The organism is Vibrio tubiashii (genome assembly GCF_028551255.1).
Classification (GTDB): Bacteria; Pseudomonadota; Gammaproteobacteria; order Enterobacterales; family Vibrionaceae; genus Vibrio; species Vibrio tubiashii_B.
Map to the genome: position 1 here is coordinate 2,900,078 of NZ_CP117029.1, position 26,285 is coordinate 2,926,362.

Below are 26,285 nucleotides of genomic sequence, written 5' to 3' on the forward strand. Positions count from 1 at the left end.
GTCCGCTCCCGTTACCAGAAGCGCAGCGTTCGCGCTTCCCAAATCTTATTTAAATCTATTGATTTGTCATCCCCGAGAATGAGGAACGAGTGAGTTGGGGATCTCTTAAAGCAAGTCGAATACTCTATGAGATTCCCTACTCCTTCCTTCGTCAGTCTATGGAATGACAGCTTTTCTCTCGAAGGACGAAGTCCGACCCCGTTATCCAGAAGCGCAGCGTTCCCGCTTTCCAAAACAAAAAACGCCAACCCTAAGGTTGGCGTTATAAGATTTGGATAGCCTAAATAATTGGAGTGGCAGCTAGGCGACAAGTAAGTTCAGCCCAATGAGCATAGGGGCTCTATTCGATTTGGGTGAACTTACGCAATCAACAACGCTGCCGCTTCAAGTATGACGGCTATTAAGCTTTGAACGCTTTAAATGCGTTAATCAGGCCATTCGTCGAGCTATCGTGCGAGCTAATTGCCGACTCATCAGCAAGCTCAGGCAGGATTTGGTTAGCTAGCTGTTTACCTAGCTCAACACCCCACTGGTCGAAGCTGAAAATATTCCAGATAACGCCTTGAGCAAAAATCTTGTGCTCGTACATCGCAATCAAGTTACCTAGCGTACGCGGAGTAATTTGCTTCACTAGGATAGAGTTCGTTGGGCGGTTCCCTTCAAATATTTTGAATGGTGCTAGTGTCGCCGCTTCTTCTTCGCTCTTGCCTGCTTTGGCAAACTCCGCTTTCACTGTTGCTTCATCTTTACCAAATGCTAGTGCTTCTGTTTGAGCAAAGAAGTTAGACATTAGCTTCTGGTGGTGATCGCCTGCAGGGTTGTGGCTGATTGCTGGTGCAATGAAATCACATGGGATCAGCTTAGTACCTTGGTGAATTAGCTGGTAGAACGCGTGCTGACCGTTAGTACCTGGCTCACCCCAAATGATTGGGCCAGTTTGGTAAGTCACTGCGTTACCGTCACGGTCTACATACTTACCATTAGATTCCATGTTGCCTTGCTGGAAGTAAGCAGCAAAACGGTGCATGTACTGATCGTAAGGCAAGATTGCTTCAGACTCAGCGCCGTGGAAGTTGTTGTACCATAGACCAACAAGAGCAAGGATAACTGGAATGTTACTTTCTAGTTCAGTCGATGCAAAGTGGTTATCCATTTCATGAGCGCCATCAAGTAGCTCAATGAAGTTGTCGTAACCAACCGCTAGTGCAATTGACAGACCGATCGCTGACCATAGTGAGTAACGGCCACCAACCCAGTCCCAGAACTCAAACATATTGTCTGTATCGATACCAAATTCAGATACCGCTGATGCATTCGTTGATAGTGCAGCGAAGTGCTTAGCAACGTGCGCTTCATCGCCTGCCGACTCAAGGAACCAGTCACGAGCACTGTGCGCGTTGGTCATGGTTTCTTGCGTAGTAAATGTCTTAGAGGCAACCAAGAAGAGCGTCGTTTCTGGGTTTACTTTCTTTAGTGTCTCAACGATGTGAGTACCATCAACGTTAGACACGAAGTGCAGATTTAGGTGGTTTGTGTATGGTGCAAGCGCTTCCGTCACCATGTAAGGACCTAAGTCAGAACCACCGATACCGATGTTCACTACGTCAGTAATCGCTTTACCTGTGTAGCCTTTCCACTCACCGCCGATAACACGCTCAGTGAACGATTTCATTTTTTCTAGCACTGCATTGACCGCTGGCATCACATCTTCGCCACCAACCATTACAGGCTTGTTGCTACGGTTACGTAGTGCAGTATGAAGCACTGCGCGCCCTTCTGTTTGGTTGATCGCTTCACCACTGAACATCGCTTCGATTGCAGCTTTAAGCTCAGTCTCGTTTGCTAACGCGAACAGGTGTTTCATGGTCTCTTCATTGATTAGGTTTTTAGAGTAATCAACTAGAATGTCATTGCCGAAACGCGTAGAGAATTTATCAAAACGTGCTGCATCTTGTGCAAACAGATCTTTTAGATCCATATCTTGTGCAGATTCGAAGTGCGCCGTTAGCGCGTTCCAAGCTTGTGTTTGCGTTGGATTGATATTTTTCAACATGGTTACTATCCCGATGTTACAGTAGGTTTTATTCCATACAGCCTAGCGAAAACTGGTGGAATCCCCGATTAAGCAAAATAATAATATTAGGTATGTTAGGGCAAAATGCCACAAAACAAGACTTTGTAATTTTTTTTCAAGCGCACATTATGACGTAGGCGACTCTCACTCACATTGAGTTAGGTCACGTTCCCTGCTTCAAAACTAAACAAACGTCATATGAGCGCTTAGGATTGTATCACTAACCTAGAGCAAGCTTAACGAGAGCTCAAGTTCAAATTGTAAGCAGACATCCATATGTGGACTCAAAAAATCATTCAAATCCCAGCTAAGCAGCGCGGTTTTCATCTTATTACCGATGAAATTGAACAACAATTACCTCAAATATCTGATTATTCTGTCGGTTTATTACAGTTATTTATTCAGCATACCTCGGCAAGCTTAACCATCAATGAAAACGCTGATCCAACCGTGAGACACGATATGGAAAATCATTTCAATCACTCAGTTCCAGAGCGTGCACCTTATTACAAGCACACCTATGAAGGGGATGACGATATGCCCGCTCATATTAAAGCCTCGACATTAGGCTGTAGTGTGCTGATTCCGATTAGTCAGGGCAGACTGGCACTCGGGACTTGGCAGGGAGTCTATTTGGGAGAGCATCGCGATTATGGCGGCAGCCGGACAATTATTGCGACCTTACAAGGTGAGTTGTACTAACAAGAAAAACGGAGCCATTGGCTCCGTTTTCAGTGTAGGGTTAATAATTAGAAGTAAGTTATAGAATCGCTTGGAAGAAAAGTAGTGAGGCGACGCCACTCACCACGACCCAAACAAGGTCGAATCTTAGGCTAACTAGAGTACATACTATGGCAGCCAACACTTTAGGGTTTTCCAAGTTAAAGGCAATTTCGGATCCTGTACCCAGAATCTCTAGCGCAATAATGGCAGGTAACACGGTGACAGGAACAAAACGCAGCGTTTTCTTTAAACGTGGAGACATTTCAAATGACCCCGCAAAAGCAATCACACTAAAACGAATCGCGACAGTCACAATCGCCATAGACACAGTCAGTAGAATGAAGGTTGATGTTTCCATGTTATGCGCCCTCAGTTTGTGCTTTCAATGTAGTTTCAGATTCAAGTTGTTGCTTTTCAGTAGATAAATCCATTTGATAGCCAGCGAATACACCTAAAGCGGCAGCGATTACAAGACCTAATGAGTGAGGCAAACCAGAAAGCAAGATGCCCGCAAACGTCGCAACAAGCGCGGCGACAATACATTCGCGGCTTTTCACTTGTGGAATAACAATCGCGATAAAGGCTGCAACCATCGCAAACTCTAATCCGTAGTTGGTAATATCAGGGAAAGAGGCACCAATGAGTGCACCTGCACAGTTCGCTAGCACCCAGTTAGCCCAAAAGCCTCCCATCACCGCTAGGTAAAACCAATGTCGACCTTCTTTCTCTTTTTTCATTTCGGTGATGCTTGATGCATACACTTCATCCGTTAAGCCATAAGACATTAAGAAACGGATATGGAGTGGGTATTGTTTGACATGCTCAGACAAAGAAGCGCTATAGAGCACATGGCGTAAAATTGATAATAAAAGTGGTTAAAGCAATCACGGCAATACTCGCGCCATTTTGCAATAGCCCTAACGCCACCATTTGGGCAGAACCCGCAAATACAGTAAAAGACCAAAGAGTACTTTGTACGACATCCATTCCAGACTGAATACTCAGTGCGCCAACGATAAATGAAAATGGGAATGCCCCTAAGCAAAGTGGAGCAATCGCGGTTAAGCCCGCTTTGATTAATTTACCTTTCATAACAGTGTCTCTGTGTAAGTTTTGAGCGAATATATTCCACATCAAATAATTTTTCAATATAAAATATGCAAAATTATTTGAAAAGACAATCAAGATCAAAAAACACAACCAACCCTTTAAATAAAAGGAACTTAAAGAAACAGCATTGACTTAAATCAATTTCCAAGACTTGTTAAATGCAACTAAATTTGCAATATTACTTGAACACACAAGAAAAAGGTATTGTGTAATACCAAAATTAGGAACAAGTATGAAATCATTAGTAACCGCACCAAGTGCACCTGAAGCCATCGGCCCTTACTCACACGGTACGACATTTGAAAACCTCATTTTCACCTCGGGTCAATTACCAGTATGTAAAGCACTTGGTGGTGTAGTGGAAGGTGGTATTACTGAGCAATCGAAAAAGTCTCTTGAAAACTTAGTGGCCGTTCTAGAAGCAGCAGGTGGTAGTGCTGAAACAGTTCTAAAAACAACCTGTTACCTAGCTAACATTGAAGATTTCGCTGCGTTTAATGCTGTGTACGCAGAGGTATTCAAAACCGATTGCCCAGCACGCAGCTGCTTCGCAGTTAAAGATCTTCCTATGGGCGTCTTAGTCGAAGTTGAAGCAATCGCTCATAAAAAATAAGGGTTAAAACTATGTCAGAGCAATGGAACAAATACATCGAGATCATCAAGTCTGTAGTAAAGCCAGCTCTTGGCTGTACTGAACCAATTTCAGCGGCCTACGCTGCTGCTGTTGCAAGCGCTCGACTTGACAACCAACCACTTGAATCTCTTGAAATCAGTGTTTCCGACAACCTTTACAAAAACTCGATGGGCGTATTTGTCCCGCGTACGGGTAAGATAGGCCTACACATTGCGGCGGCTTGTGGCTATGTTGCAGGGGATGCAAATGCAGACTTACAAGTATTAGCCAATATCACTCCAAAAGATGTCGATAAAGCTCAGCGTCTTATTGATCAAGAGCTGATTAGGGTTAATCGCGTTGAAGCCGATGATTTTATTTTCTGCCGTGCGGTTGCTACTGCCGCTGGGAACACGTCAGAAATTATTATCAGTGGTGGTCACACTCGTATTATCGAAGAGCGTCTGAATGGTGAAATCACTTTTGCGATGCAAGTTGATAACGACGCTAGCTGCGCTGGAACCGCTTCTATCTGTGAAGGTGTCGATATCTCAATGAAACAAATTTATGATTTCGCAGTCAATGTTCCATTCTCTGATATTAGTTTTATGCTTGAGGCGAAAAACCTCAATATGGCGCTGTCCCAAGAAGGCATGGTCAACCAATATGGCCTTCAAGTTGGTCGTTCTATGGATGGCGATGACTTGATGTGTGGCACATCGCTAACAGAAAACATCGTCAAATACACTTCAGCGGCAAGCGATGCTCGTATGGGGGGCGCCTCACTGCCTGCGATGAGTAACTATGGCTCAGGCAACCAAGGTATTGCTGCGACCGTACCTGTGGTTTTTATGGCTGAGCACAAAAATGCGGATGATGAAAAGACCTGCCGTGCATTGGTGATGAGCCACTTAGGTGCCATCTACATGAAGTCATTTTACCCACCGTTGTCAGCATTTTGTGGTAACACAGTGACCAGTTCTGCAGCCGCTATGGCGATGGTCTATCTCGCGGGGGGGACATATGAACAATGCTGCTACGCAATTCAGAATGTACTTAGTGATACTTCAGGTATGGTTTGTGATGGGGCAAAAGCGACCTGTGCAATGAAAGTTGGAAGCTCCACAACCGCCGCGGTGAAATCTGTGATGATGGCAATGCGCAATCATGCAGCAGCTAACCAAGGTGTTATTTCTGACAACATTGAAACCACGATTCGCAACGTGGGTCGAATGATTAGCCTAGGAATGAACGTTACTGACAATCAGATCATTGAAATTATGTCTGCATAATACGATGATAAACCATCACTAAGTTAAGCCATCACTTTTTGTGATGGCTTTTTTTGAGGACATAATGTTAGTTAATCTTTCCGATTCAGATAAGGCAATTATCCGCTCTACCTACAATATTGTTGATGGTATTGCTGTAATGTATGGTGAGCACACTGAAGTGGCTCTGCATTCACTAGATATCGACAACCCATCGATAGTCAAAATAGCCAATGGCCATGTAACTGGACGTTCTGTTGGTGCTCCAATCACTAACCTCGCGATAGAAAAACTTAAAGATGGCAAGCAAGTCACAAAGCCTTACTTTACTCGCTCAATTTGCGGAAAGATGATTCGCTCTGTCACTACCATTATTTCTAACGACAAGGGGACTCCCATCGCAATGCTGTGCATCAACACTGACATGGATGCTCCAATGCATGCTGTGATCAGTGCCATGCTGCCAGCCGGAGTGTCTTTTGATGCCATTACTGAATCACCGGAAGTCTTTTCTCCGAGTGCCAATGATATGTTGGCTACTTCGATTGCTAAGTTTACATCGCAAGTCGACAGTATGGGGCTCACTAAGGCAAAGCGTACCAAAGAAATCGTTCGTAAAATGTATAGTGAAGGGTTGTTTAACGTTAAAGATGCCGTCTCGATAGCAGCACAAGAGATTGGAATCTCCCCTGATACTGTTTATCGCTACCTACGACAGTTTAAGAAAGAAGCGTAACTAAGCGAAGAAAATAGAAAGGGGCAGTCAGTTAACCGCCCCTTGCCTGAAAGTGGTGAATGAGTCGACTAGAAGGGCTGATTGATCATCACTCTGAAAGTGCCTTCATCGGCGCCTTGTGCGTACTCTGCACGTACAACGATCCCTTCTACTTGGAAGCGAACCGCCCCACCTAAGTTCCATTTCATATCTTTATGCAGCGTCTTAAGATCGTATTGATCGGCCACTCGACCTGCTTCGGCAAAAAACACCCATTGCCACCACGGTAAGTCGTAGTAATTGATCAGTGGGATCTCATCGAGAGGTTGCCATTCAGGGATCACTCGATACTCAGCAGAATAATGCACCGCACTTCGTCCGTGGAATCGCCCGCTGGTATAGCCGCGTAATCGATACAGCCCACCTAGACTCACCTGCTCTTGCTCTGGTGGTCTTTCGTTATTCCAGTTGGGTGTATCCGCAGTGTAAAAATCAAACGCTAGAACTTGTTGATCAAATAACTCACCAAGCGGGCCCAACGCAAAGTATTGGCTGTTCTGAAACTCAACCTTAGTCCAACGGTCTTCGCTTTGCCAGCTATGCGCCCCGACTGTTGTCGTCAACGCCGTGTGTGAGCCCTTAGTTGGATTACGCACACTGTCGCGGTTATCCCAATCAAGGATCAGTTCAAATCCAGTCGATTTTTCAGTGGTGTTATTGATGTCCAATCGGCGCGAGGAATAGAAAGGAGTCAGGCTAATTGAGCTCACACCAGATTCAAGTGGTGAGGCAAAACTGACATCACGAATAGGCTGAAAGACACCTAGCAAACCATTTTGTGCAACATTACCCCATGGCAATAGATACTTAAACTCTACCTCGTAGTTCTGCTCTAAGCCATTAGTGGTCGTCTTATCACTTGCTACGGAATCGTTGTTACCTTGATCACCGATGTAGTAAGGGTTTTGATTAAATTGCGCTTTATACAGCTGGGAGCTAACTAGTAGCTGATCAGTCAGTGCGTAGTTGAAAGCCGAAAGAAACGTGACATAGCTTTTTTTGTCTGTGTACAAGGCAGCCCCAAACAAGGCCGCTTGCGGTTGCCCTACCCCTTTGGCAACCCCTGCAATACCAACGGTATTACCTAAAGTTTCAGTACTGAAGTAAAACGGCAGAAAAGCCGAATCTTTCTCTTCACTTAATGCAGGGCTTGAGACAAAAAGGCTGGCACTTAAGGCCAGCACTGTCGTGATTTTTTGGTACATAGTCAGTTGGAATATTCCATATCAACACGTGACGTTAGCTTAGTCACCAGTTCGTAGGCAATAGTACCTATATGGCAAGCCACCTCTTCTGCGGGGAGGTCTTTACCCCACAGGATCGCTTCATCGCCCACTTTATCTTGTGCATCAGCCCCTAAATCAACGGTGAGCATGTCCATTGAGACTCGACCTGCAATCGGCACTTTACGTCCATTGACCAACACGGGTGTGCCATTTGGTGCCGTTCTTGGGTAACCATCACCGTAGCCAATCGCAATCACACCAACTTTAGTATCGCGCTGGCTAGTCCAAATTCCGCCATAACCGACGCTTTCACCGGCTTTTACATCACGCACCGCTATGAGATGCGACTTGAGTGTCATTACCGGTTGATAGCCCATCTGCTCAGCGGTTTTGTCATTAAACGGCGATACGCCATACATGATGATTCCAGGGCGAACCCAATCCAACTGGCTATCAGGCCAAGCAAGCAGTCCAGCCGATGCGGCTAATGAACGCTCGCCTTCACACCCTTCGGTCAAAGTTAGGAACAGTTCGGTTTGCTCATTGGTGGTCGCTCTATCTAGCTCATCAGCACAACCAAAATGGCTCATGTAACGTAGCGGCTTAGCGACATTGCGACACGCTTTTAAACGAGTGACAAACTCTGTGTACTGCTCTGGTCTGACACCCAGACGATGCATTCCGCTGTCAATTTTGAGCCAAACAACCACTGGCGTCTCAAGCTCAGCTTGTTCAAGCGCTTGTAACTGCTCTTCACAGTGAACCACAGTTTGAATGTTGTTAGTAACTAGAACGGGTAGATCGCCTTGAGAGTAAAAGCCCTCAAGCAATAAAATGGGCTTAACCACACCACACGCTCTTAGCTGTAGCGCTTCTTCAATGCGAGCAACACCAAAAGCATCCGCACCTTTGGCGTTCTTAGCAATGTGGCGCAGGCCATGACCGTAGCTATTGGCCTTTACAACCGCCATCACTTTGCTGTTTGGAGCTTGCTGTTTAATCTGTTTTAGGTTGTGCTCTAACGCTTCGAGATTAATAAACGCCGTCGCTGCTTTCATGTAGCTCATGCGTTATTCGTCATCCATATCAAACGCAGGACCTGCGTAGTTATCAAAGCGTGACCATTGGCCTTGGAAAGTTAAGCGAACCGAACCAATAGGACCGTTACGTTGCTTACCAAGAATAATCTCTGCCGTGCCTTTCATTGAACTATCTGGGTTATATACCTCGTCACGATAGATAAACATGATCAAGTCGGCATCCTGCTCGATAGAGCCTGATTCACGAAGGTCCGAGTTAACCGGGCGTTTGTCAGCACGTTGCTCTAGGGAACGGTTCAACTGCGAAAGTGCCACTACAGGGACATTCAATTCTTTTGCTAGCGCTTTAAGTGAGCGAGAAATCTCGGCGATTTCCAAGGTACGGTTATCAGATAGAGCAGGTACACGCATGAGCTGAAGGTAGTCGACCATGATCATTGATAGGCCACCATGATCACGTGCAATACGGCGAGCACGAGAGCGCACTTCCGTTGGCGTTAGGCCCGAGCTGTCATCGATGTACATGTTCTTCTTCTCCATCAGGATACCCATGGTAGAAGAGATACGCGCCCAATCCTCGTCATCAAGTTGACCGGTACGAATCTTGGTTTGGTCAACGCGAGAAAGCGATGCCAGCATACGCATCATGATCTGTTCCGCAGGCATCTCCAGCGAGAAAATCAGCACGGGCTTTTCTTGCACCATGGCCGCGTTTTCACACAAGTTCATCGCAAAAGTGGTTTTACCCATAGATGGACGCGCGGCAACAATCACTAAGTCAGAACCTTGCAGACCAGCAGTCTTCTTGTTGAGGTCAGTAAAACCTGTATCAACACCTGTTACCCCATCTTGTGGCGTTTTGTATAGCAGTTCGATACGTTCGAGGGTTTTTTCAAGAATATTATCGACGTTTTGCGGGCCTTCGTTCTCGTTAGTTCGAGACTCAGCAATAGCGAAGACTTTACTTTCAGCAAGATCAAGTAAGTCTTCAGAACCACGCCCTTGAGGGTCATAACCGGCATCCGCAATTTCGTTGGCCACACCAATCAGATCGCGAACCAAAGCACGCTCGGCAACAATCTCAGCATAAGCATTGATATTCGCCGCACTTGGCGTGTTTTTAACTAGGTCAGCAAGGTAAGCAAAACCACCTACGTCTTCAAGCTGCTCGCGCAGTTCGAGAAACTCTGAAAGGGTAATCAGGTCGAGCGGTTTGTTGTCTTCAAGAATCGCTTTCACGCCCTCAAAGATTAGGCGATGCGGACGACTATAGAAATCTTTTGCAACGACACGTTCTGCTACAGTATCCCAACGCTCATTATCTAGAAGAAGGCCGCCAATGACAGACTGCTCTGCTTCTAACGAATGGGGAGGAACTTTTATCGCATCAACTTGTGCATCGTTAAACTTTTTGTTTCGATTATCTACTTTCGCTTCGGCCATGGGTCTGCTCAACAACTTGCTATAGATCGCTAATTATAACGAGAATGAAGCACTTGTCTGTACTTATGCATTACTTTGTCGAGTTCTAATGTAGAATTAACCTCTTGTTGACGGGATTCAATCAATTTGAATCTACTATTGCGTCGTTGGTTTCATCAATATAGAGGTAGTGAGTGTCTAAATTTTGGCTAATGAGTGCAGGTCTAATGAGCTCTATGCTCGCCTATGCCGATGATGAAGGACATAACAACACGGATATTGAACTTCCTTCCCCTTGGAGCTCTGAAGTTGAATTTGGCTACCAGTCACACAGTGGAAACTCAGACTCTCGCTCGCTCAATTCTCGCCTCAGTGCTGAATATGTCAAAGGTCGCCACCGGACTAACGGTGAGTGGAAGTACTATCTTTTATACAAAGATGGTGAAGAGGATAAGCGCCAATCAAGCTACAGTGCACAAAGCGACTATAAGTTGGGCCCTAAGTCCTACCTCTATGGCAGTTTCAAAGGTGTTGACTCGCGCTACAGCGCTTACTTTAAGGATTACACTTTATCTGGTGGTTTGGGTTATCAATTTGCCAACACGGAAACCTTCTTACTGGAGTTCGAATTTGGTCCCGGTTTTCGCTATCAAGAGCCCAACAAAGATGAGATAGACGATGACGACATCATCTTCCCGGATATCGTTCAGGAAGGGATATTTCGTGGCAATCTCAATACAAAATGGCAAGCGTTAGACAACCTAGCGGTGACTGCATCCGTGACTGTCGTTTCAGGGCGAAGTAATACCCGAACAGATACGGACTTAAGTATCTCTAATGACATTACAGAAACTATTGCTCTTAAATTAGCCTACTCGCGTCAATACCACGATAAAGTCCCAGAAGGGCTGTTTAAAGCAGACAGCATGTTTTCAGTCAATCTGCTGTTTGCCTTCTAACCTCAAAGACCCTGACTTTCCTATCCTACAGATATAAAAAAAGCACCTCTAAGAGGTGCTTTTAAAATACGTCTTGATACTGAATTACTCAGCAGCAACAACTTGTAGGTTAACTGACGCGAAAACTTCAGAGTGAAGTTGAACGCTGATCTCGAACTCACCGATGTTACGTAGTGCGCCTTCAGGAAGACGAACTTCGCTCTTAACCACTTCAACGCCAGCTGCAGTGATTGCATCAGCGATGTCGCGAGTACCGATAGAACCGAATAGTTTACCTTCGTCACCAGCTTTAGACGCTAGAACAACAGCTTCAAGAGCGTTGATCTTTTCAGCGCGTGCTTCTGCAGCAGCTAGTTGCTCAGCAGCTTTAGCTTCTAGTTCAGCACGACGTGCTTCGAACATTTCAACGTTAGCTTTAGTAGCCATAACTGCTTTACCTTGAGGGATAAGGAAGTTACGAGCGTAGCCAGATTTAACGTTTACAGTTTCGCCTAGAGCACCTAGTTTACCGATTTTATCAAGTAGAATAACTTGCATTGTTTAATTCCTCTTTATAAAACGAACCGATTACTGATGCTTGTCAGTGTACGGAAGTAGAGCTAGGTAGCGTGAACGCTTGATAGCGCGAGCTAGTTGACGTTGGTACTTAGCGCTTGTACCAGTGATACGGCTAGGTACGATTTTACCAGCTTCAGTGATGTAGTTTTTAAGAGTTGCTACGTCTTTGTAATCAATCTCTTGTACGCCTTCTGCAGTGAAACGGCAGAATTTACGACGACGGAAGAAACGAGCCATGGGCTATCTCCTGATCTTAAATTTGAGTAATGTTGTCGGCATGAAGCACTAATTTACCAACGCCATTTCGGCCGGTTTGATAAGTGACAAAGCCACCTACCTTAATGCTACTGCCTTGTACTAAATTCTGAGTTAATGCTTGTGACCTTTGCCCGCTAACAACAACCGGCATACGACAATAAACTTGTCTCGGTAAGTCAGCTTCGATAACAGTAGAGCGATGCTCTAGCCAAAATCGACAGTGTTCTATGCCACCTGGGCTTTTACTACGAATGGGCGGCTTGGCAATGGTGCCAGAGAGCTCCATTCGATTGGTCATAAGATTGATTACTCAGCAGCTGCTTCTGGCTTAGCTTCAGCACGCTCTTCGCGACGAGGAGCACGCTCTTCTTTCTGCTTAAGCATGATAGATTGCTCAGTGATAGCCGCTTTAGTACGCATGATCATGTTACGTAGAACTGCATCGTTGAAACGGAAAGCAGTTTCTAGCTCATCGATTACAGCTTGGTCAGCTTCAACGTTCATTAGAACGTAGTGAGCTTTGTGAAGCTTGTTGATTGGGTAAGCCAGTTGACGACGGCCCCAGTCTTCTAGACGGTGGATTTTACCGCCAGCTTCAGTGATTGAACCAGTGTAACGCTCGATCATGCCAGCAACTTGCTCGCTTTGATCTGGGTGCACCATGAATACGATTTCGTAATGACGCATTGGTTGCTCCTTACGGATTATTCAGCTTCCACAAATGGCCCGGTCGTCCAGAGGAAGCAAGGAACTAAAGAAAATTGACCGAGTTTTAAGGAGCACGAATAGTACAGAAAGAAAGCAGTTTAAGCAAGAGAAAAAGAAGGTCGCGAGTTTAACTCACCAATCTCAACAGCTTAGCCTAACTAGCCAATGTCAAATCAACGCCTCAAGAACCGAGATGACTCAACCTGACAACCATTAAGATAAAGTACCTATCTAGATAAAAGTATCATTAGTTCTTTTATCTACTAACCAATTGGCATAAATTTGACACCAAACCACCTTCACTTTTCATCACTAATATGGATAATGGCGACAAATTTCATTTGGTATGACTTCTTACCTATTGGTGATAATAATGAAGATACGCATGAACAGTGTTACCTACACTCTAGTAATCGCCCTATTTTTTACTCTGTTCCAAAACATTGCACTTTGGGAAAGAGTCAATTCAATCTTTGCCACTATGCCCGAGGCCTCATGGGGGCTAAAGCTCACACTGCCAATTGTTGTCTTGGCGATCATGAATGTCCTCTTTACTCTACTGACCTGGCCTTTGATCCATCGCCTTATCGTTAGCGTCATTATACTTATCTCCGCTGCTGCCACTTACGCGATGCATCAGTACGGGATCGTACTCAGCTATGGGATGATTGTCAGTGTTATAGAAACAGACACTCATGAAGCAACCAGTTACCTTTCTATGTCAGCCTTCATTTGGTACTTCGCTCTCGCGATCTTACCGCTACTGCTGCTTAGCCGAGTTAAGGTTGAATTCCGCCACATAGGAAAAGAGCTACTGCTAAAATTCGCAAGCTTAATGGTATCTGTTTTAATTGTTGCTTGTATCGCTTCGGTCTACTTTAAAGACTATGCATCGCTGCTACGCAACAACAGCGAGCTTGGATCGGCTTTAAACCCAACCAACTATATAACAGCCACAGCGCGCGTTGTGAACAAGCGCTGGTACGAAGCAAATCTACCTTATGTTCAAATAGGCACTGACGCTGTAAACCGCAACCAAGATAATCCGCGCAAAAACCTAGTCGTGTTAGTGATCGGAGAGACCTCCCGTGCAGAAAACTCCTCTTTTAATGGCTATGAAAAAGAAACCAATGCGTTTTTAGCCAAGCAAGAAGGTGTGATCAATTACCCTAACGTCACCTCTTGCGGTACCTGCACTGCGGTATCTGTGCCATGCATGTTCTCGAACATGACCAAATCCTCTTACAACGCTTCTAAAGCACGCCGACAAGATAGTGTCGTTGATATCCTCGATCATGCGGGTGTCGACGTGTTATGGAAGAACAACAATAGTGGTTGTAAAGGTACGTGCGACCGTATTACTTATATTAATGGCCACGAACAAGTAAAAGTGCAAGAGAAGTATTGTCAGTGGGGAACTTGCTTTGACGGGATTCTGCTTGAAGGGTTAGATGAGCACATTAACTCACTGGATACCGACGGAGTTATTGTCCTGCACCTACTTGGTAGTCACGGGCCAACCTACTATAAGCGCTACCCTGAAGAATTTAGAAAGTTTACTCCAACCTGTGATACGGCGGACATCCAAAATTGTAGCCTAGAAGAGTTGATGAACACATATGACAACTCTCTGCTTTACACCGATTACCTACTTAGCCAGTTAATCGACAAGCTAAAATCACATGACGACAAGTTCAACACTGCGATGCTGTACGTCTCTGACCACGGTGAGTCTTTAGGTGAGAATGGTGTCTATCTCCATGGTATGCCGGCATCTATTGCACCCAAACATCAAACTCATGTTCCTATGATTACCTGGATGTCAGACAAATTTGTCACTAAACACCAGCTTGATGAACAATGTATGCAGAAAGTATCGAATGAAAAGCTATCTCATGATAACTTCTTCCACTCTGTATTGGGCTTGATGGATATTACGACCAGCGAGTACAACGCAGAGCTTGATATATTTGCCACTTGTTTAACCCAAGGAGAAAACCAATGAAGCCAGGTGCAACCGGTATCAAACGAATTATTGACGCTACTGGTTACTCAATAAAAGGGTTAACGGCAGCATGGCGTTACGAAGCTGCATTTCGCCAAGAGGTGATATTGCTGATCATCATGGCAACGGCGACCTTTTTCCTGCCTGTGACAAAACTTGAACAAGTGGTCATGATCGCAACGCTGTTTATTGTGGTTTTGGTTGAATTGCTTAACTCGGCGATAGAAGCGGTTGTTGACCGCGTAGGCTCTGAGTATCACGAGCTCAGCGGACGCGCGAAGGATATCGGCTCTGCTGCTGTATTTGTTGCTCTCTCTTTGGTGGTAGTCACTTGGGGTCTGATATTATTTGGCTAACCAAAGTATAAAATCCCTGACTAAATGAAGTGACCCCCAATAGTTGGACAGCAACTATTGGGGATCTTTTTATCTCTGCAAAGATGTAATCAATCTTCATCCTCATCGACATATTGCGCTTGTAGGTAGTTCTGAATACCTGTCATATCAATCAAGCCAAGTTGTGTCTCAAGCCAATCAACATGCTCTTCTTCGTCTTCTAGGATATCTTGGAACAGATCGCGAGAGACGTAATCGTGAATGTCTTCCGCATAAGCAATAGCGTTTTTCAGATCTGGAATTGCTGCCATCTCTAGTTTTAAATCGCACTCAAGCATCTCTTTGGCATCTTCACCAATCATCAGCTTCCCGAGATCTTGCATATTCGGTAGCCCTTCAAGGAACAGAATTCGTTCGATCAAATGATCCGCATGTTTCATTTCATCAATTGATTCGTGATATTCCTTGTCAGCTAAATGCTTAAGACCCCAGTCTTTATACATTCGTGCGTGGAGAAAGTATTGGTTGATAGCGATGAGCTCATTACCGAGCACTTTATTGAGATGTTGGATTATGATTGGATCGCCTTTCATGACATAAGCCCTCCTCTTTGGCTCTTATAAATCTAGTTCCAAATGAGAAGGTGTCAAAAAGCTCAGCGATAAATTAGCTGGCTTGTTTCACTTGTAAGTACGCTGTTTCGGCTAAAATTTCTTTGGTCATCTTAATGCACTTACCACATTGGCTACCCAATGCCGTACATTTTTTAATTCCTTTGATATCAGTTACGCCTTCATCAATCGCTAACTTCCTAATTTTCTTGTCTGAAATCCCATGACAAAGACATACGAACATAAAAATACTTCCACTTACTACTTGCGAGAATAAATATAAACAAGAATTGTTATCGTTACTAGTTGTATTGAAGAAATAACCAGAACATTTTGTTATATCGTTTTAGTGTGAGATGACGAGTTTCAAAGACTTAAACTGTAGAGAAACAAGTGTAGAAAAATGAAGACGTCTTTTCAGTGAGTTAGAGAAGTTAAAGCGAATCAAGCCTTATAACCAAAAACGATAAAGGGAAGCCGAAGCTTCCCTTTCTCTAATGCGCGTTCTTCAAAAAAGAAGAAGTGTGCAAGATTTCAAATAATTCCGAAGAATTAGTCGAAGATCTTAGCAACAACACCAGCACCAACTGTACGGCCACCTTCGCGGATTGCGAAACGTAGACCTTCGTCCATCGCGATTGGAGCGATTAGTTCAACAGTCATCTTGATGTTATCGCCTGGCATTACCATTTCTACGCCTTCTGGTAGCTCGATGTTACCAGTTACGTCAGTTGTACGGAAGTAGAACTGTGGACGGTAGCCTTTGAAGAATGGAGTGTGACGACCACCTTCATCTTTAGACAGTACGTATACTTCTGACTCAAACTTAGTGTGTGGGTTGATTGACTTAGGAGCAGCTAGTACTTGACCACGCTCTACTTCGTCACGCTTAGTACCACGTAGAAGTGCACCAACGTTCTCACCCGCACGACCTTCGTCTAGAAGCTTACGGAACATTTCAACACCAGTACATGTTGTTACTGTTGTCTCTTTGATACCAACGATTTCTACTTCGTCACCTACAGTTAGGATACCGCGCTCGATACGACCAGTTACTACTGTACCACGACCTTGGATAGAGAATACGTCTTCGATAGGCATTAGGAATGGCTGATCGATTGCACGCTCTGGCTCTGGGATGTAAGAATCTAGTGCTTCTGCAAGCTCAACGATCTTGTCTTCCCACTGCTTCTCGCCGTTTAGTGCGCCAAGTGCAGAACCTTGGATAACTGGTAGGTCATCACCTGGGAAGTCGTACTCAGATAGAAGTTCACGAACTTCCATTTCTACTAGTTCTAGTAGCTCTTCATCGTCAACCATGTCACATTTGTTCATGAATACGATGATGTATGGGATACCAACCTGACGGCCTAGTAGGATGTGCTCACGAGTTTGTGGCATTGGGCCATCTGTCGCAGCAACAACTAGGATACCACCGTCCATCTGTGCAGCACCTGTGATCATGTTTTTAACATAATCCGCGTGTCCTGGACAGTCTACGTGTGCGTAGTGACGAGTTGGAGTGTCGTACTCAACGTGAGAAGTTGCGATTGTGATACCGCGCTCACGCTCTTCTGGAGCGTTATCGATAGATGCGAAGTCTTTCGCTTCACCGCCGTACACTTTAGCTAGAGTAGTACAGATTGCAGCAGTTAGAGTTGTTTTACCGTGGTCAACGTGGCCGATAGTACCAACGTTAACGTGCGGTTTAGTACGTTCAAATTTTTCTTTAGACACGATCGTGTTCCTTCCTAGTTATGATTCGCCACGATCCGAATTGATCGAGACGCGCCAGAATTTGCTATTTTATGCGCCAACGCATGTCAGCGCAATATTTGGACGCATTGATCTTTAAAAAAAGCTAGACTTTTTTTCAGTTCAAGGCGTTTATACGTAACCACGGTCCGCCATGATTTTATCTGCAAAGTTTTTCGGTACTTCAGCGTACTCGTTAAACTCCATAGAGTAAGACGCACGGCCCTGAGTTGCAGAGCGAAGATCCGTTGCGTAACCAAACATCTCAGATAGTGGTACTTGAGCGCGGATGATCTTAATACCAGCCACACCATCGTCCATACCTTCGATCATACCGCGACGGCGGTTAAGGTCACCAACAACATCACCCATCCAATCTTCAGGAGTGGTTACTTCAACATTCATCATTGGCTCAAGAAGAACAGGCTGTGCTTCTAATGAACCCTTCTTGAATGCCATCGAGCCAGCGATCTTAAACGCCATCTCGTTAGAGTCAACATCGTGGTAAGAACCATCAAACAGAGTGGCTTTAATATCTAGCACAGGATAACCCGCTAGAACACCGCTGTTCATTTGCTCTTCGATACCTTTCGCTACCGAGCTGATGTATTCCTTAGGAACAACACCACCCACAATTTCGTCAACAAAGACAAAACCTTCGCCAGGTTCAGATGGCTCCAGTTTGATCCATACGTGACCATACTGACCACGACCACCAGATTGACGTACAAATTTACCTTCAACTTCCGCGCTGCCACGGATTGTTTCACGGTACGCAACCTGAGGTTTACCAACATTACAGTCAACGCTGAATTCACGTTTCATACGATCAACGATGATATCTAGGTGAAGCTCACCCATACCTGAGATCAGTGTCTGACCTGTTTCGTCGTCCGTTTCTACGCGGAATGATGGATCTTCTGCCGCTAGTTTACCTAGAGCAATACCCATCTTCTCTTGATCGGCAACAGAGCGAGGCTCTACCGCGATCTGAATTACCGGATCAGGGAACTCCATGCGTTCCAGAATCACTTTGTGGTTCTGGTCACATAGCGTGTCACCTGTTGTCACGTCTTTAAGGCCGATTGCTGCTGCAATATCGCCCGCGCGAACTTCTTTAATTTCGTCACGCTTGTTTGAGTGCATCTGTACGATACGACCAAAGCGTTCTTTCTTCTGCTTCACAGAGTTGTAGACTGCGTCGCCAGAGTTCACCACACCAGAGTAAACACGCATAAAGGTCAGCGTACCTACGAATGGGTCAGTTGCGATCTTGAATGCTAATGCTGAGAACGGTTCGTTGTCGTCTGCATGACGCTCAACTTCTTTCTCGTTGTCATCCACACCTTTAATCGCTGGAACGTCGATTGGTGATGGCAAGAATTCAACCACTGCATCGAGTACCGCTTGAACACCTTTGTTCTTGAACGCACTACCACAAGTGGCCAGTACGATTTCGTTATTTAGTGTGCGTGTACGCAGTGCTTGCTTGATTTCAGCTTCCGTTAGTTCGCCTTCTTCAAGATACTTGTCCATTAGCTCTTCGCTAGCTTCTGCCGCTGACTCAACTAGGTTGTTGTGCCACTCTTCAGCAAGCTCTTGCATGTCTGCTGGAATCTCTTCGTAAGTGAAGGTTGTACCTTGGTCAGCTTCACTCCAGTTGATCATCTTCATCTTGATTAGGTCAATCACACCCTTGAAGTCATCTTCCGCACCAACGTTAAGTTGGATAGGAACAGGGTTCGCACCAAGACGGTTTTTGATTTGATCAACAACGCGTAGGAAGTCAGCACCTGCACGGTCCATTTTGTTAACAAATACCATACGAGGAACGTGGTACTTGTCAGCTTGACGCCATACAGTTTCAGATTGAGGTTCAACACCCGATGAACCACAGAACACAACAACAGCACCATCAAGTACGCGCAGTGAACGCTCTACTTCGATCGTGAAATCAACGTGTCCAGGAGTATCGATAATGTTGATGCGGTGGTCTTGGAATTGTGCATCCATACCACGCCAGAAAGTAGTGGTTGCCGCAGAGGTGATTGTGATACCACGCTCTTGCTCCTGCTCCATCCAGTCCATGGTAGCAGCGCCATCGTGAACTTCACCGATTTTATGAGAAAGACCAGTATAGAACAGAATACGTTCACTTGTGGTTGTTTTACCTGCGTCTACGTGAGCGACGATACCAATATTACGGTAGCGCTCAATAGGTGTTTTACGAGCCACGATTGAATCCTCTTGAATTAGGGACTATTGCTATTTCTAGGCAGTTTTTATCCATAATAGACCAATTTTCACAGGCCCTAGATATAGCAATAGTTCCTAGGCTTGCGCATAGGAACTAGAGTAGCGCCGCGAGGGTTCCCGCGGCACTGAAAGGTATTACCAACGGTAATGTGCGAACGCTTTGTTTGCGTCAGCCATGCGGTGAACGTCTTCACGTTTCTTAACCGCAGTACCTTTGTTCTCAGACGCGTCTAGCATTTCAGCAGCTAGGCGTTGAGCCATAGATTTTTCACCACGCTTGCGCGCAGCTTCAACCAACCAACGCATAGCAAGTGCGTTACGGCGAACCGGACGTACTTCTACAGGTACTTGGTAAGTTGAACCACCTACACGGCGAGATTTAACCTCTACCGCTGGGCGAACATTTTCAAGAGCTTCTTCAAATACAGCTAAGTGATCTTTACCAGATTTCTCAGCCATTGCATCTAGTGCAGTGTAAACAATTTTCTCTGCAGTAGATTTCTTACCGTCAACCATTAGGATGTTAACGAATTTTGCCAGCAGTTCAGATTTGAACTTTGGATCTGGAAGGATCTTACGCTGACCGATGACGCGACGACGTGGCATGGATTTTCTCCGTTGTCTTCTTCAGGTTATCCAAAACTTTTCAGTTTCTTCAAAAATTAAAAATAATTTAGTGTTTGGCCTTACTTAACGGATACCATTAAGATTTTGGACGCTTAACACCGTACTTAGAACGACCTTGCTTACGGTCGTTAACGCCAGCACAGTCTAGTGCGCCGCGAACTGTGTGGTAACGTACACCCGGAAGGTCTTTTACACGACCGCCACGGATTAGAACAACTGAGTGCTCTTGAAGGTTGTGACCTTCACCACCGATGTACGAAGTCACTTCGAAGCCGTTCGTTAGACGAACACGACATACTTTACGAAGTGCTGAGTTAGGTTTTTTAGGTGTAGTAGTGTAAACACGAGTACATACACCACGTTTTTGTGGACACGCTTCTAGTGCAGGCACGTTGCTTTTAACAACTTGCTTTGCACGAGGCTTACGTACCAACTGGTTAATAGTTGCCATTAACTAGCTCCTGATTTACTTGAAAGTAAGCTTTGTGAAAAATCTATCCCTAACTGCCAGTGGCACTTAGGGACGCAAAATTCTATTCAGAGGTGAGAGGTGTGTCAAGAAATATACGGATCTTTTTTGCTCAATTTTGGCGAAATAAGTGTAAAAGGAAAACGACACGGGATAGTGGGGAAATGAAACTATTCCCACGTAACAGAATTGGGCTGTTCAACGGTCAGTTCAACAAAGCCTTCAAAGTCCACTCGAACAATAGAAGGACTGATTCGATTGGCAATACCACGTGCCTCAATATCAGCCTCTAGCACAGAGGTCTTGAGCCCTTTCACACGAGGAAAAGCAAGGTGCTGCGGGTTTGCGGCATAGACGGCTTGCTCCACCAGCAGCACTTTATCTGTTTCAGTAGCCACTCGGCTCACTTCTTCTAGTGCTTGAACCGTTTTAACGATATGTAACATAGAACACCTAAAAGGTAAGGACTTTATCTGCTTGATGTAGTTGAGCACTCAGCGCTAATGGATCAAGTGGCTGAGCCGCAATGACTAAGTCAGCTTGTGCTAGCCCTCTTTCTGATAACGAGGTCTCGCATACATAGACCTGCTCGATGTCATAAAGGTCAAATAGCTTCATCATTGGTGAATAGTCTTTACTGAGAATTTCAGCGGTTTGCTGGCCAAGCAACAATTGATAAACGCCATCGCCCATAAATACGACGCTAATGTCTTCACAGTACGCCGAAGCCGCAAGCAGTGCATCAACCCCTTCACGTCCTGCTGACGAACTATGAGGCGCACTACGGAATAGATAAGTTAGTTGACTCAAAACTGTACCACTCGATCTTGAACTAACATCGCCTCAGCCAAACTGCCAAGCCCAGCTTGATGAAAGCCTTCTGCTAAGTTGCTTTGTACCAAGCCATGCTGATTCGCTTCATCTTGGCTTACCACACCTCGACGCAGGGCTGCCGCAACACAGGTTTCCAAACGCACATCGTGCTCAGTTGCGAGTGTTTGCCATGCCTTTACTAAATCGAACTCATCATTGGCTGGCACTGTGAGCGCACTGCCATTGGTGACACCATCTTGATAGAAAAACACGCTGACCAATGAATGCCCTTTCGCAATCAGCGCCTTCGCGAACTGATATGCGCTTCTCGCGGACTGACTGCCGTAAACGGGACCATTCACCACCAAGGTGTAAGTCAAACCACTCACTTTTCGTCATCCTCAGTTTTGCGCTGACGAATATAAAGGTAAACGGTGTGCTTAGAGATATTAAGGCGATCAGCAACACGGTTAATCGCATCTTTAATGTCAAAGATACCCTTGTCGTATAGCTCCATCACAATCTGACGATTCTTAGTATTGTTCGAGACGGATTTGTCAGCATTGATTTCTTCAATGGTGCGTTCAACGGTTTGGTCAACGAGTTCTTCAACATCGCTAGCGAAGTTAACCGATGATGCCGCTTGTTTTGCTTCTTCAGTCGGCATAAAAGACTGGAGCACTTGGGAGAATGGTGCGTCAAGATTGACGTTCACACATAGCAGACCAATCACGCGATTTTCCCCATTACGGATGGCTACCGTAATAGATTTCATCAGCACTCCACCCTTCGCGCGAGTAAAGTAAGAACGAGAGAAGTTTCTTTCCGAGCCTTCAATATCACGCAGCATTTTCAATGCTAAGTCTGTGATCGGAGAACCGACCTGACGACCCGTGTTTTCACCATTGGCAATTTTAATCGCCGAAGTATTAAGATCTTCAAGTGAGTGGAGAACGATTTCACAAAACGGGCCAATTAGGCTCGCAATGCCATCGACGACTGCTTCATAAGATCTCAGAATGATTTTGTCATGCTCACTAAATGGCATCACATTGACAGATTCCATTTCGAGCAACATATCCGTGTTTACTGTTTCTGTAGTTGTCACTTCTTTAAGCCTTAGCGCGAAAAATCAACAAATTGGTGTAAGTTTATCAGAAATTTTGATAAGCACACCTAGCTAACCCACTATCTAGTGATTTAGGACAAAAAATTGCTTTATTACATTGTGCAATTTCTCGCAATAAAAAAGGTCTGGCAAAAACCAGACCTTTTAGAATCAGTGATTAAGGCTTACTGAACCGCTTCTTCACCGTTATCGATTTTTAGTAGCTCAACTTCAAATACTAGTGTTGAGTTAGCTGGAATCGTTGGCGTATCTTGTTCACCGTACGCAAGCTCTGGCGGGATGACAAACTTGAACTTAGAACCAACAGGCATTAGTTGAACGCCTTCTGTCCAACCAGGGATAACGCGGTTTAGTGGGAAAGTCGCTGGTTCACCACGGTCGTATGAGCTATCGAACTGAGTACCGTCGATCAACGTACCTTTGTAGTGTACTTGAACCGTATCGGTATCTTTTGGCTGCTCACCTTCAGCAGGGGTCATTACTTGGTAAAGTAGACCAGTGTCAGTCTTCTTAACACCTTCTTGCTTTTCAAACTCAGCGCGGAAATCAGCACCTTCTTGCTTAGCAGCCGCTGCTTTTTCAGCCGCTTGCTTTTGCATTGTTTCAGCAACACGCTTGTCTAGTGCTTCTAGTGCAGCGCGAGTTTCTTCTTCGTTAAGCTCTGGGTTACCAGCAAATACGTGCTCAATACCTTTAAGAACAAGATCTTTATTTAGCGTGATGCCAATTTCGTTTGGCTTGTCTAGGCTAGTGCTTAGGTAGTTAGCAAAAGAGACACCAATCGCGTATGCCGCTTTGTCATCTTCTGTTGCAAAAGAAACCGTCTTAGCTGTTTCTGCTTGCACTTGCTCTGCCGCTGGCGCTGTTTCTGCTTTTGGTTCTTCTTCTTTTTGACAGCCAACAGCGAGTGCAACAGTTGCAGCAAGCAGTGACACTTTAAAAATCGATTTCATTTAACTCTCCAATTGAGACTTTTGTCTTTGTGCACAAATCTTTAAGAAACACTGGTACACATTTGAATGTTGTACCAATATAACCAATATGCGTCTTAATTAAACGTAAACAAGCGGATATTTGGACTTAATGCGTATAATTTTTAACTCAATAATCATCACTATTGTCATTACAGCGTTAAATGGGTGTTTTTTCTCCGCTCAAGACAGCCAGCGATGGACTATCGAACCTAAAGGCACCACCAGCTTTGCATTAAGCCGCGATGCTCGTTTCGCCCTTCTTTACTCTAAAGAACACCAACTTGTTTTATGGGATCTGGATGAAAGCCAAGAGCTCGCTTCATTGGGCGCTCAAGATCCCCAATCTAGTACCGTTTCACGTATCCGAATTTCAGATAATGGCCGTTTCGCGGTAACCGCAACACAAATCAACTTCGCAGTCTGGGACTTGGCTTGGACACAAGCTGAAGGACTTTGGTCAATTTCCGACGGCTTGATCCGCGATGTTGATATTGCCAGTAATGGCGATCAAGTACTGCTTGGTCTATCCAATGGCAAAGCCATCTACGTCAACTTAGTCACCGGTCGCCGCTTAGAGTTCCTTGCCCACAATGAAAAAGTCAATTCGGTTGCCCTTTCTCCCAACGGGCGGTTTGCTCTCTCAGGCGGCAATGACTACAAAGCGCATCTGTGGGATACCAATACTGGACAGATATTAAAAACCTTTGAACATGAACAGCGGGTGAACCGAGTCGCCCTGCAGCGCGACGGCAAATACGCTTTCACTTCTGACGGGGGGAACCAAGCGATTATCTGGGATCTCACCACTGGAGAAGAAATGTCTCGACTACGTAGCTTCTCTCGCCAGCTGATTTTCTCAACTGCTCGCTTTTCTGATGATGGTCAATACCTTGTTACCGGAACCCCATCGAGCCGTATCATGGTTTGGGATACTCACACAGGTAAGCGAGTTGATGGATTTGAAGCTGAACCACTAAAAGATACTCGCCCTCCACGCGCAGTGGTGTATGATGCAGCCTTTGATAGCCAAAACCGAGTGATCTCGGGGACATCGGCTGGTATCGCCCAAGCTTGGGATGTGGATTATTAACAGCAAAGATCAGTGAGCCATGACAGAAAAGCGAGTTGAACAATTAGAAAGCCGCGTGAATGACCTAGAGTGTCAATTGGCTTTCCAAGAGCAGACCATTGAAGAGTTGAACGATGCGCTTAGTCAGCAGCAATTGTTGATCTCAAAAATGCAGGACCAGATGAAATACGTGGTAGGTAAAATGAAAAACATGGATGCCTCAAACGTGGAAAACCCTGCCAATGAGCCGCCACCACCTCACTACTAAGCTCTACAAACTAGCCAAATACATAAGCAATTACGGCTCCAGCGACCACTAAACAGCCACCAATTCGACGTAGCTGATTGTCCGGCTGTTGACTGAGTTGAGCGACCATATTGCGCCAACCGTTGGGAGCGATCAGTGGGCCAAGTCCTTCAACAATAAGTACTAGGCCAAAGGCGAGCCATAAAGAGTTCGACATAGATTTCCTACCATAAAAAAAATAAAGGCTCCATTAAGGAGCCTTTATACTATCAGAGTTTATTTACTTCGCTTCTGCGCCAGTTGCGTTATTCATGTACTGGAAGAAGTCACTCTTCGGATCCAGTACTAGGATATCGCTCTTATCGCTGAATGATTTCTCGTAAGCTTTAAGAGAACGCATAAAGCTAAAGAATTCTGGGTCTTTGTTGTAAGCATCTGAGTAGATTTTCGCAGATTTCGCATCCGCTTCACCTCGTGTTACACGTGCAGTCTTGTCTGCTTCTGCTAGAACTGTTGCCACTTCTAGATCAGCTTGTGCTCGGATAACTTCTGCCTTCTCACGACCTTGAGAACGGTGCTTACGCGCAACAGATTCACGCTCAGCTCTCATTCGGCGGTAGATAGACTCACTGATTTCGTCAGGTAGGTTGATTTTCTTCATACGGAAATCAACGATCTCAACACCCAAGTCTTTCATTGCACTATCTGTAGTGCCGACAAGAACGTTCTCCATAATTTGGTCACGCTCACCGTCCACTTCTAGCGCTTCTAAAGCTGCTTCAGTTGTCACTTCTTCGCTGTCTGCACTGTCAGGAAGTACATCTTTGTTACGCGGGCCAGAAACAATCTGCTTGATCTCACGAGCACCAATTTCAGAACGTAGTACGTCGGTGACTTTACGTTCAAGTAGCGCTTCCGCTGTCAACGTATTACCACCACCAGTGGTTAGGTAGTAACGACCGAAGTCTGAAATACGCCACTTAACGTAAGTATCGATCAGCACGTCTTTTTTCTCAGACGTTACGAAACGGTCAGAACGGCTATCCATTGTTTGGATACGCGCATCTAGCGTTTTCACACGATCGAATAGCGGCATCTTAAAATGCAAGCCTGGCTCGTAGATTCTTGATACGCCGTTATCATCAAGAACACGACCAAATCGAATCACCAATCCACGCTCGCCTTCTTGAATGACAAAGACTGACATTAGCAGTAGAACAATGGTAACGACTAATACAGGGATCATTAACTTACGCAT

Annotated in this window: 31 protein-coding genes and 1 pseudogene; 9 read left to right on the plus strand and 23 right to left on the minus strand. The window is 45.2% G+C overall.

Annotated features, from left to right (window positions below):
• Positions 1-400: 400 nt before the first annotated feature.
• Entirely contained in the window at positions 401-2,053 is a 1,653-nt protein-coding gene (gene pgi / locus LYZ37_RS13265; protein WP_272785802.1) for a glucose-6-phosphate isomerase, read from the minus strand.
• A 297-nt stretch (positions 2,054-2,350) separates the two neighbouring features.
• On the opposite strand from pgi, the gene LYZ37_RS13270 reads away from it, so the two are divergent.
• A complete protein-coding gene (locus LYZ37_RS13270) occupies positions 2,351-2,776 on the plus strand; it encodes a secondary thiamine-phosphate synthase enzyme YjbQ (protein WP_272785803.1) in 426 nt (141 codons plus the stop codon).
• Between the two features lie 58 nt (positions 2,777-2,834).
• On the opposite strand, the gene LYZ37_RS13275 is transcribed toward LYZ37_RS13270, so the two are convergent.
• Positions 2,835-3,155, minus strand: a complete 321-nt coding sequence (locus LYZ37_RS13275) for an AzlD domain-containing protein (protein ID WP_272785804.1) — start codon at positions 3,153-3,155, stop codon at positions 2,835-2,837.
• Between the two features lies 1 nt (position 3,156).
• Positions 3,157-3,889, minus strand: a pseudogene (locus tag LYZ37_RS13280) (AzlC family ABC transporter permease).
• Positions 3,890-4,139: 250 nt separating this feature from the next.
• Here LYZ37_RS13280 and LYZ37_RS13285 point away from each other — a divergent pair.
• The 3 genes from LYZ37_RS13285 (at position 4,140) to LYZ37_RS13295 (ending at position 6,527) form a co-directional block, all read left to right on the plus strand.
• Positions 4,140-4,520 (plus strand): Rid family detoxifying hydrolase, encoded by a 381-nt coding sequence (locus tag LYZ37_RS13285; protein WP_004747122.1) that lies wholly within the window; start codon positions 4,140-4,142, stop codon positions 4,518-4,520.
• An 11-nt stretch (positions 4,521-4,531) separates the two neighbouring features.
• Positions 4,532-5,812, plus strand: a complete 1,281-nt coding sequence (locus LYZ37_RS13290; RefSeq protein WP_272785806.1) for an L-cysteine desulfidase family protein — start codon at positions 4,532-4,534, stop codon at positions 5,810-5,812.
• A gap of 64 nt (positions 5,813-5,876) precedes the next feature.
• Positions 5,877-6,527, plus strand: a complete 651-nt coding sequence (locus tag LYZ37_RS13295; RefSeq protein ID WP_272785807.1) for a helix-turn-helix transcriptional regulator — start codon at positions 5,877-5,879, stop codon at positions 6,525-6,527.
• Positions 6,528-6,595: 68 nt separating this feature from the next.
• Here LYZ37_RS13295 and LYZ37_RS13300 read toward each other — a convergent pair whose 3' ends face one another.
• The 3 genes from LYZ37_RS13300 to LYZ37_RS13310 are packed head-to-tail and all read right to left on the minus strand — an operon-like array spanning position 6,596 to position 10,275.
• Positions 6,596-7,771 carry a BamA/TamA family outer membrane protein gene (locus LYZ37_RS13300; RefSeq protein WP_272785808.1) on the minus strand — a complete coding sequence of 392 codons (1,176 nt, stop codon included), beginning with the start codon at positions 7,769-7,771 and terminating at the stop codon, positions 6,596-6,598.
• A 2-nt stretch (positions 7,772-7,773) separates the two neighbouring features.
• Positions 7,774-8,859 (minus strand): alanine racemase, encoded by a 1,086-nt coding sequence (gene alr / locus LYZ37_RS13305; RefSeq protein WP_272785809.1) that lies wholly within the window; start codon positions 8,857-8,859, stop codon positions 7,774-7,776.
• Between the two features lie 3 nt (positions 8,860-8,862).
• Positions 8,863-10,275: a replicative DNA helicase gene (locus LYZ37_RS13310; protein WP_004747112.1), complete on the minus strand. Its 1,413-nt coding sequence runs from the start codon at positions 10,273-10,275 to the stop codon at positions 8,863-8,865.
• A 215-nt stretch (positions 10,276-10,490) separates the two neighbouring features.
• On the opposite strand from LYZ37_RS13310, the gene LYZ37_RS13315 reads away from it, so the two are divergent.
• The gene (locus LYZ37_RS13315) at positions 10,491-11,213 is read left to right on the plus strand and encodes a DUF481 domain-containing protein (protein ID WP_420794633.1); all 723 of its coding nucleotides are present in this window, start codon (positions 10,491-10,493) and stop codon (positions 11,211-11,213) included.
• 84 nt (positions 11,214-11,297) lie between these two features.
• On the opposite strand, the gene rplI is transcribed toward LYZ37_RS13315, so the two are convergent.
• Genes rplI through rpsF form a run of 4 tightly spaced genes read right to left on the minus strand, consistent with a single transcriptional unit; the run spans position 11,298 to position 12,716 of the window.
• On the minus strand, positions 11,298-11,750 hold the full coding sequence (gene rplI, locus LYZ37_RS13320; RefSeq protein ID WP_004747108.1) for a 50S ribosomal protein L9: 453 nt from the start codon (positions 11,748-11,750) through the stop codon (positions 11,298-11,300).
• 30 nt (positions 11,751-11,780) lie between these two features.
• Positions 11,781-12,008 (minus strand): 30S ribosomal protein S18, encoded by a 228-nt coding sequence (rpsR, locus tag LYZ37_RS13325; RefSeq protein WP_000090472.1) that lies wholly within the window; start codon positions 12,006-12,008, stop codon positions 11,781-11,783.
• 16 nt (positions 12,009-12,024) lie between these two features.
• Entirely contained in the window at positions 12,025-12,327 is a 303-nt protein-coding gene (gene priB / locus LYZ37_RS13330; protein WP_171324820.1) for a primosomal replication protein N, read from the minus strand.
• A gap of 8 nt (positions 12,328-12,335) precedes the next feature.
• Positions 12,336-12,716 carry a 30S ribosomal protein S6 gene (gene rpsF / locus LYZ37_RS13335; RefSeq protein ID WP_005451516.1) on the minus strand — a complete coding sequence of 127 codons (381 nt, stop codon included), beginning with the start codon at positions 12,714-12,716 and terminating at the stop codon, positions 12,336-12,338.
• 394 nt (positions 12,717-13,110) lie between these two features.
• Between rpsF and LYZ37_RS13340 the strand changes: the two genes are divergently transcribed.
• Together LYZ37_RS13340 and LYZ37_RS13345 are read left to right on the plus strand one after the other, a co-directional pair.
• Positions 13,111-14,742, plus strand: a complete 1,632-nt coding sequence (locus LYZ37_RS13340; protein WP_272785811.1) for a phosphoethanolamine transferase — start codon at positions 13,111-13,113, stop codon at positions 14,740-14,742.
• Entirely contained in the window at positions 14,739-15,098 is a 360-nt protein-coding gene (locus LYZ37_RS13345) for a diacylglycerol kinase (protein ID WP_004747100.1), read from the plus strand. Before LYZ37_RS13340 ends, LYZ37_RS13345 begins: the two co-directional genes overlap by 4 nt.
• An 89-nt stretch (positions 15,099-15,187) precedes the next feature.
• On the opposite strand, the gene bfr is transcribed toward LYZ37_RS13345, so the two are convergent.
• From bfr to fkpA, 11 genes are all read right to left on the minus strand, one after another.
• Entirely contained in the window at positions 15,188-15,670 is a 483-nt protein-coding gene (bfr, locus tag LYZ37_RS13350) for a bacterioferritin (RefSeq protein WP_171324812.1), read from the minus strand.
• Positions 15,671-15,743: 73 nt separating this feature from the next.
• Entirely contained in the window at positions 15,744-15,932 is a 189-nt protein-coding gene (locus LYZ37_RS13355) for a (2Fe-2S)-binding protein (RefSeq protein WP_272785813.1), read from the minus strand.
• Between the two features lie 308 nt (positions 15,933-16,240).
• A complete protein-coding gene (gene tuf / locus LYZ37_RS13360) occupies positions 16,241-17,425 on the minus strand; it encodes an elongation factor Tu (RefSeq protein WP_272785814.1) in 1,185 nt (394 codons plus the stop codon).
• Positions 17,426-17,575: 150 nt separating this feature from the next.
• Positions 17,576-19,678 carry an elongation factor G gene (gene fusA, locus LYZ37_RS13365; RefSeq protein WP_272785815.1) on the minus strand — a complete coding sequence of 701 codons (2,103 nt, stop codon included), beginning with the start codon at positions 19,676-19,678 and terminating at the stop codon, positions 17,576-17,578.
• A gap of 156 nt (positions 19,679-19,834) precedes the next feature.
• A complete protein-coding gene (gene rpsG, locus LYZ37_RS13370; RefSeq protein ID WP_004415829.1) occupies positions 19,835-20,305 on the minus strand; it encodes a 30S ribosomal protein S7 in 471 nt (156 codons plus the stop codon).
• Positions 20,306-20,402: 97 nt separating this feature from the next.
• Entirely contained in the window at positions 20,403-20,777 is a 375-nt protein-coding gene (gene rpsL, locus LYZ37_RS13375; protein WP_004399892.1) for a 30S ribosomal protein S12, read from the minus strand.
• A 188-nt stretch (positions 20,778-20,965) separates the two neighbouring features.
• On the minus strand, positions 20,966-21,241 hold the full coding sequence (gene tusB / locus LYZ37_RS13380; protein WP_272785816.1) for a sulfurtransferase complex subunit TusB: 276 nt from the start codon (positions 21,239-21,241) through the stop codon (positions 20,966-20,968).
• A 7-nt stretch (positions 21,242-21,248) separates the two neighbouring features.
• Positions 21,249-21,605: a sulfurtransferase complex subunit TusC gene (gene tusC, locus LYZ37_RS13385; RefSeq protein ID WP_272785817.1), complete on the minus strand. Its 357-nt coding sequence runs from the start codon at positions 21,603-21,605 to the stop codon at positions 21,249-21,251.
• Positions 21,602-21,997: a sulfurtransferase complex subunit TusD gene (gene tusD / locus LYZ37_RS13390; RefSeq protein WP_272785818.1), complete on the minus strand. Its 396-nt coding sequence runs from the start codon at positions 21,995-21,997 to the stop codon at positions 21,602-21,604. The genes tusC and tusD overlap by 4 nt, the downstream gene beginning before the upstream one ends.
• Entirely contained in the window at positions 21,994-22,716 is a 723-nt protein-coding gene (locus LYZ37_RS13395; protein WP_004743174.1) for a helix-turn-helix transcriptional regulator, read from the minus strand. The genes tusD and LYZ37_RS13395 overlap by 4 nt, the downstream gene beginning before the upstream one ends.
• A 185-nt stretch (positions 22,717-22,901) precedes the next feature.
• Positions 22,902-23,690 (minus strand): FKBP-type peptidyl-prolyl cis-trans isomerase, encoded by a 789-nt coding sequence (gene fkpA / locus LYZ37_RS13400; RefSeq protein ID WP_004743173.1) that lies wholly within the window; start codon positions 23,688-23,690, stop codon positions 22,902-22,904.
• 130 nt (positions 23,691-23,820) lie between these two features.
• On the opposite strand from fkpA, the gene LYZ37_RS13405 reads away from it, so the two are divergent.
• Positions 23,821-24,801, plus strand: coding sequence for a WD40 repeat domain-containing protein (locus tag LYZ37_RS13405; RefSeq protein ID WP_069667380.1), 981 nt, complete (start codon positions 23,821-23,823; stop codon positions 24,799-24,801).
• 19 nt (positions 24,802-24,820) lie between these two features.
• Positions 24,821-25,048 carry a SlyX family protein gene (locus LYZ37_RS13410; protein WP_272785819.1) on the plus strand — a complete coding sequence of 76 codons (228 nt, stop codon included), beginning with the start codon at positions 24,821-24,823 and terminating at the stop codon, positions 25,046-25,048.
• Positions 25,049-25,058: 10 nt separating this feature from the next.
• Here LYZ37_RS13410 and LYZ37_RS13415 read toward each other — a convergent pair whose 3' ends face one another.
• Together LYZ37_RS13415 and hflC are read right to left on the minus strand one after the other, a co-directional pair.
• Positions 25,059-25,244, minus strand: a complete 186-nt coding sequence (locus LYZ37_RS13415; RefSeq protein WP_004743170.1) for a DUF2065 domain-containing protein — start codon at positions 25,242-25,244, stop codon at positions 25,059-25,061.
• 63 nt (positions 25,245-25,307) lie between these two features.
• On the minus strand, positions 25,308-26,285 hold the full coding sequence (hflC, locus tag LYZ37_RS13420; protein WP_239854663.1) for a protease modulator HflC: 978 nt from the start codon (positions 26,283-26,285) through the stop codon (positions 25,308-25,310).

Excerpts from the sequence above, each read along its gene's own strand:
- LYZ37_RS13270 (WP_272785803.1), top strand. The coding sequence starts at position 2,351 with ATGTGGACTCAAAAAATCATTCAAATCCCAGCTAAGCAGCGCGGTTTT.
- LYZ37_RS13355 (WP_272785813.1), bottom strand. The coding sequence starts at position 15,932 with ATGTTCGTATGTCTTTGTCATGGGATTTCAGACAAGAAAATTAGGAAG.
- hflC (WP_239854663.1), bottom strand. The coding sequence starts at position 26,285 with ATGCGTAAGTTAATGATCCCTGTATTAGTCGTTACCATTGTTCTACTG.
- LYZ37_RS13310 (WP_004747112.1), bottom strand. The coding sequence starts at position 10,275 with ATGGCCGAAGCGAAAGTAGATAATCGAAACAAAAAGTTTAACGATGCA.
- LYZ37_RS13315 (WP_420794633.1), top strand. The coding sequence starts at position 10,491 with ATGCTCGCCTATGCCGATGATGAAGGACATAACAACACGGATATTGAA.
- LYZ37_RS13290 (WP_272785806.1), top strand. The coding sequence starts at position 4,532 with ATGTCAGAGCAATGGAACAAATACATCGAGATCATCAAGTCTGTAGTA.
- priB (WP_171324820.1), bottom strand. The coding sequence starts at position 12,327 with ATGACCAATCGAATGGAGCTCTCTGGCACCATTGCCAAGCCGCCCATT.
- LYZ37_RS13415 (WP_004743170.1), bottom strand. The coding sequence starts at position 25,244 with ATGTCGAACTCTTTATGGCTCGCCTTTGGCCTAGTACTTATTGTTGAA.
- rpsL (WP_004399892.1), bottom strand. The coding sequence starts at position 20,777 with ATGGCAACTATTAACCAGTTGGTACGTAAGCCTCGTGCAAAGCAAGTT.
- alr (WP_272785809.1), bottom strand. The coding sequence starts at position 8,859 with ATGAGCTACATGAAAGCAGCGACGGCGTTTATTAATCTCGAAGCGTTA.
- LYZ37_RS13405 (WP_069667380.1), top strand. The coding sequence starts at position 23,821 with ATGCGTATAATTTTTAACTCAATAATCATCACTATTGTCATTACAGCG.
- rpsF (WP_005451516.1), bottom strand. The coding sequence starts at position 12,716 with ATGCGTCATTACGAAATCGTATTCATGGTGCACCCAGATCAAAGCGAG.
- tusB (WP_272785816.1), bottom strand. The coding sequence starts at position 21,241 with ATGTTACATATCGTTAAAACGGTTCAAGCACTAGAAGAAGTGAGCCGA.
- fkpA (WP_004743173.1), bottom strand. The coding sequence starts at position 23,690 with ATGAAATCGATTTTTAAAGTGTCACTGCTTGCTGCAACTGTTGCACTC.
- LYZ37_RS13300 (WP_272785808.1), bottom strand. The coding sequence starts at position 7,771 with ATGTACCAAAAAATCACGACAGTGCTGGCCTTAAGTGCCAGCCTTTTT.
- LYZ37_RS13295 (WP_272785807.1), top strand. The coding sequence starts at position 5,877 with ATGTTAGTTAATCTTTCCGATTCAGATAAGGCAATTATCCGCTCTACC.
- LYZ37_RS13340 (WP_272785811.1), top strand. The coding sequence starts at position 13,111 with ATGAAGATACGCATGAACAGTGTTACCTACACTCTAGTAATCGCCCTA.
- LYZ37_RS13345 (WP_004747100.1), top strand. The coding sequence starts at position 14,739 with ATGAAGCCAGGTGCAACCGGTATCAAACGAATTATTGACGCTACTGGT.
- pgi (WP_272785802.1), bottom strand. The coding sequence starts at position 2,053 with ATGTTGAAAAATATCAATCCAACGCAAACACAAGCTTGGAACGCGCTA.
- rplI (WP_004747108.1), bottom strand. The coding sequence starts at position 11,750 with ATGCAAGTTATTCTACTTGATAAAATCGGTAAACTAGGTGCTCTAGGC.
- LYZ37_RS13275 (WP_272785804.1), bottom strand. The coding sequence starts at position 3,155 with ATGGAAACATCAACCTTCATTCTACTGACTGTGTCTATGGCGATTGTG.
- rpsR (WP_000090472.1), bottom strand. The coding sequence starts at position 12,008 with ATGGCTCGTTTCTTCCGTCGTCGTAAATTCTGCCGTTTCACTGCAGAA.
- LYZ37_RS13285 (WP_004747122.1), top strand. The coding sequence starts at position 4,140 with ATGAAATCATTAGTAACCGCACCAAGTGCACCTGAAGCCATCGGCCCT.
- rpsG (WP_004415829.1), bottom strand. The coding sequence starts at position 20,305 with ATGCCACGTCGTCGCGTCATCGGTCAGCGTAAGATCCTTCCAGATCCA.
- LYZ37_RS13410 (WP_272785819.1), top strand. The coding sequence starts at position 24,821 with ATGACAGAAAAGCGAGTTGAACAATTAGAAAGCCGCGTGAATGACCTA.
- bfr (WP_171324812.1), bottom strand. The coding sequence starts at position 15,670 with ATGAAAGGCGATCCAATCATAATCCAACATCTCAATAAAGTGCTCGGT.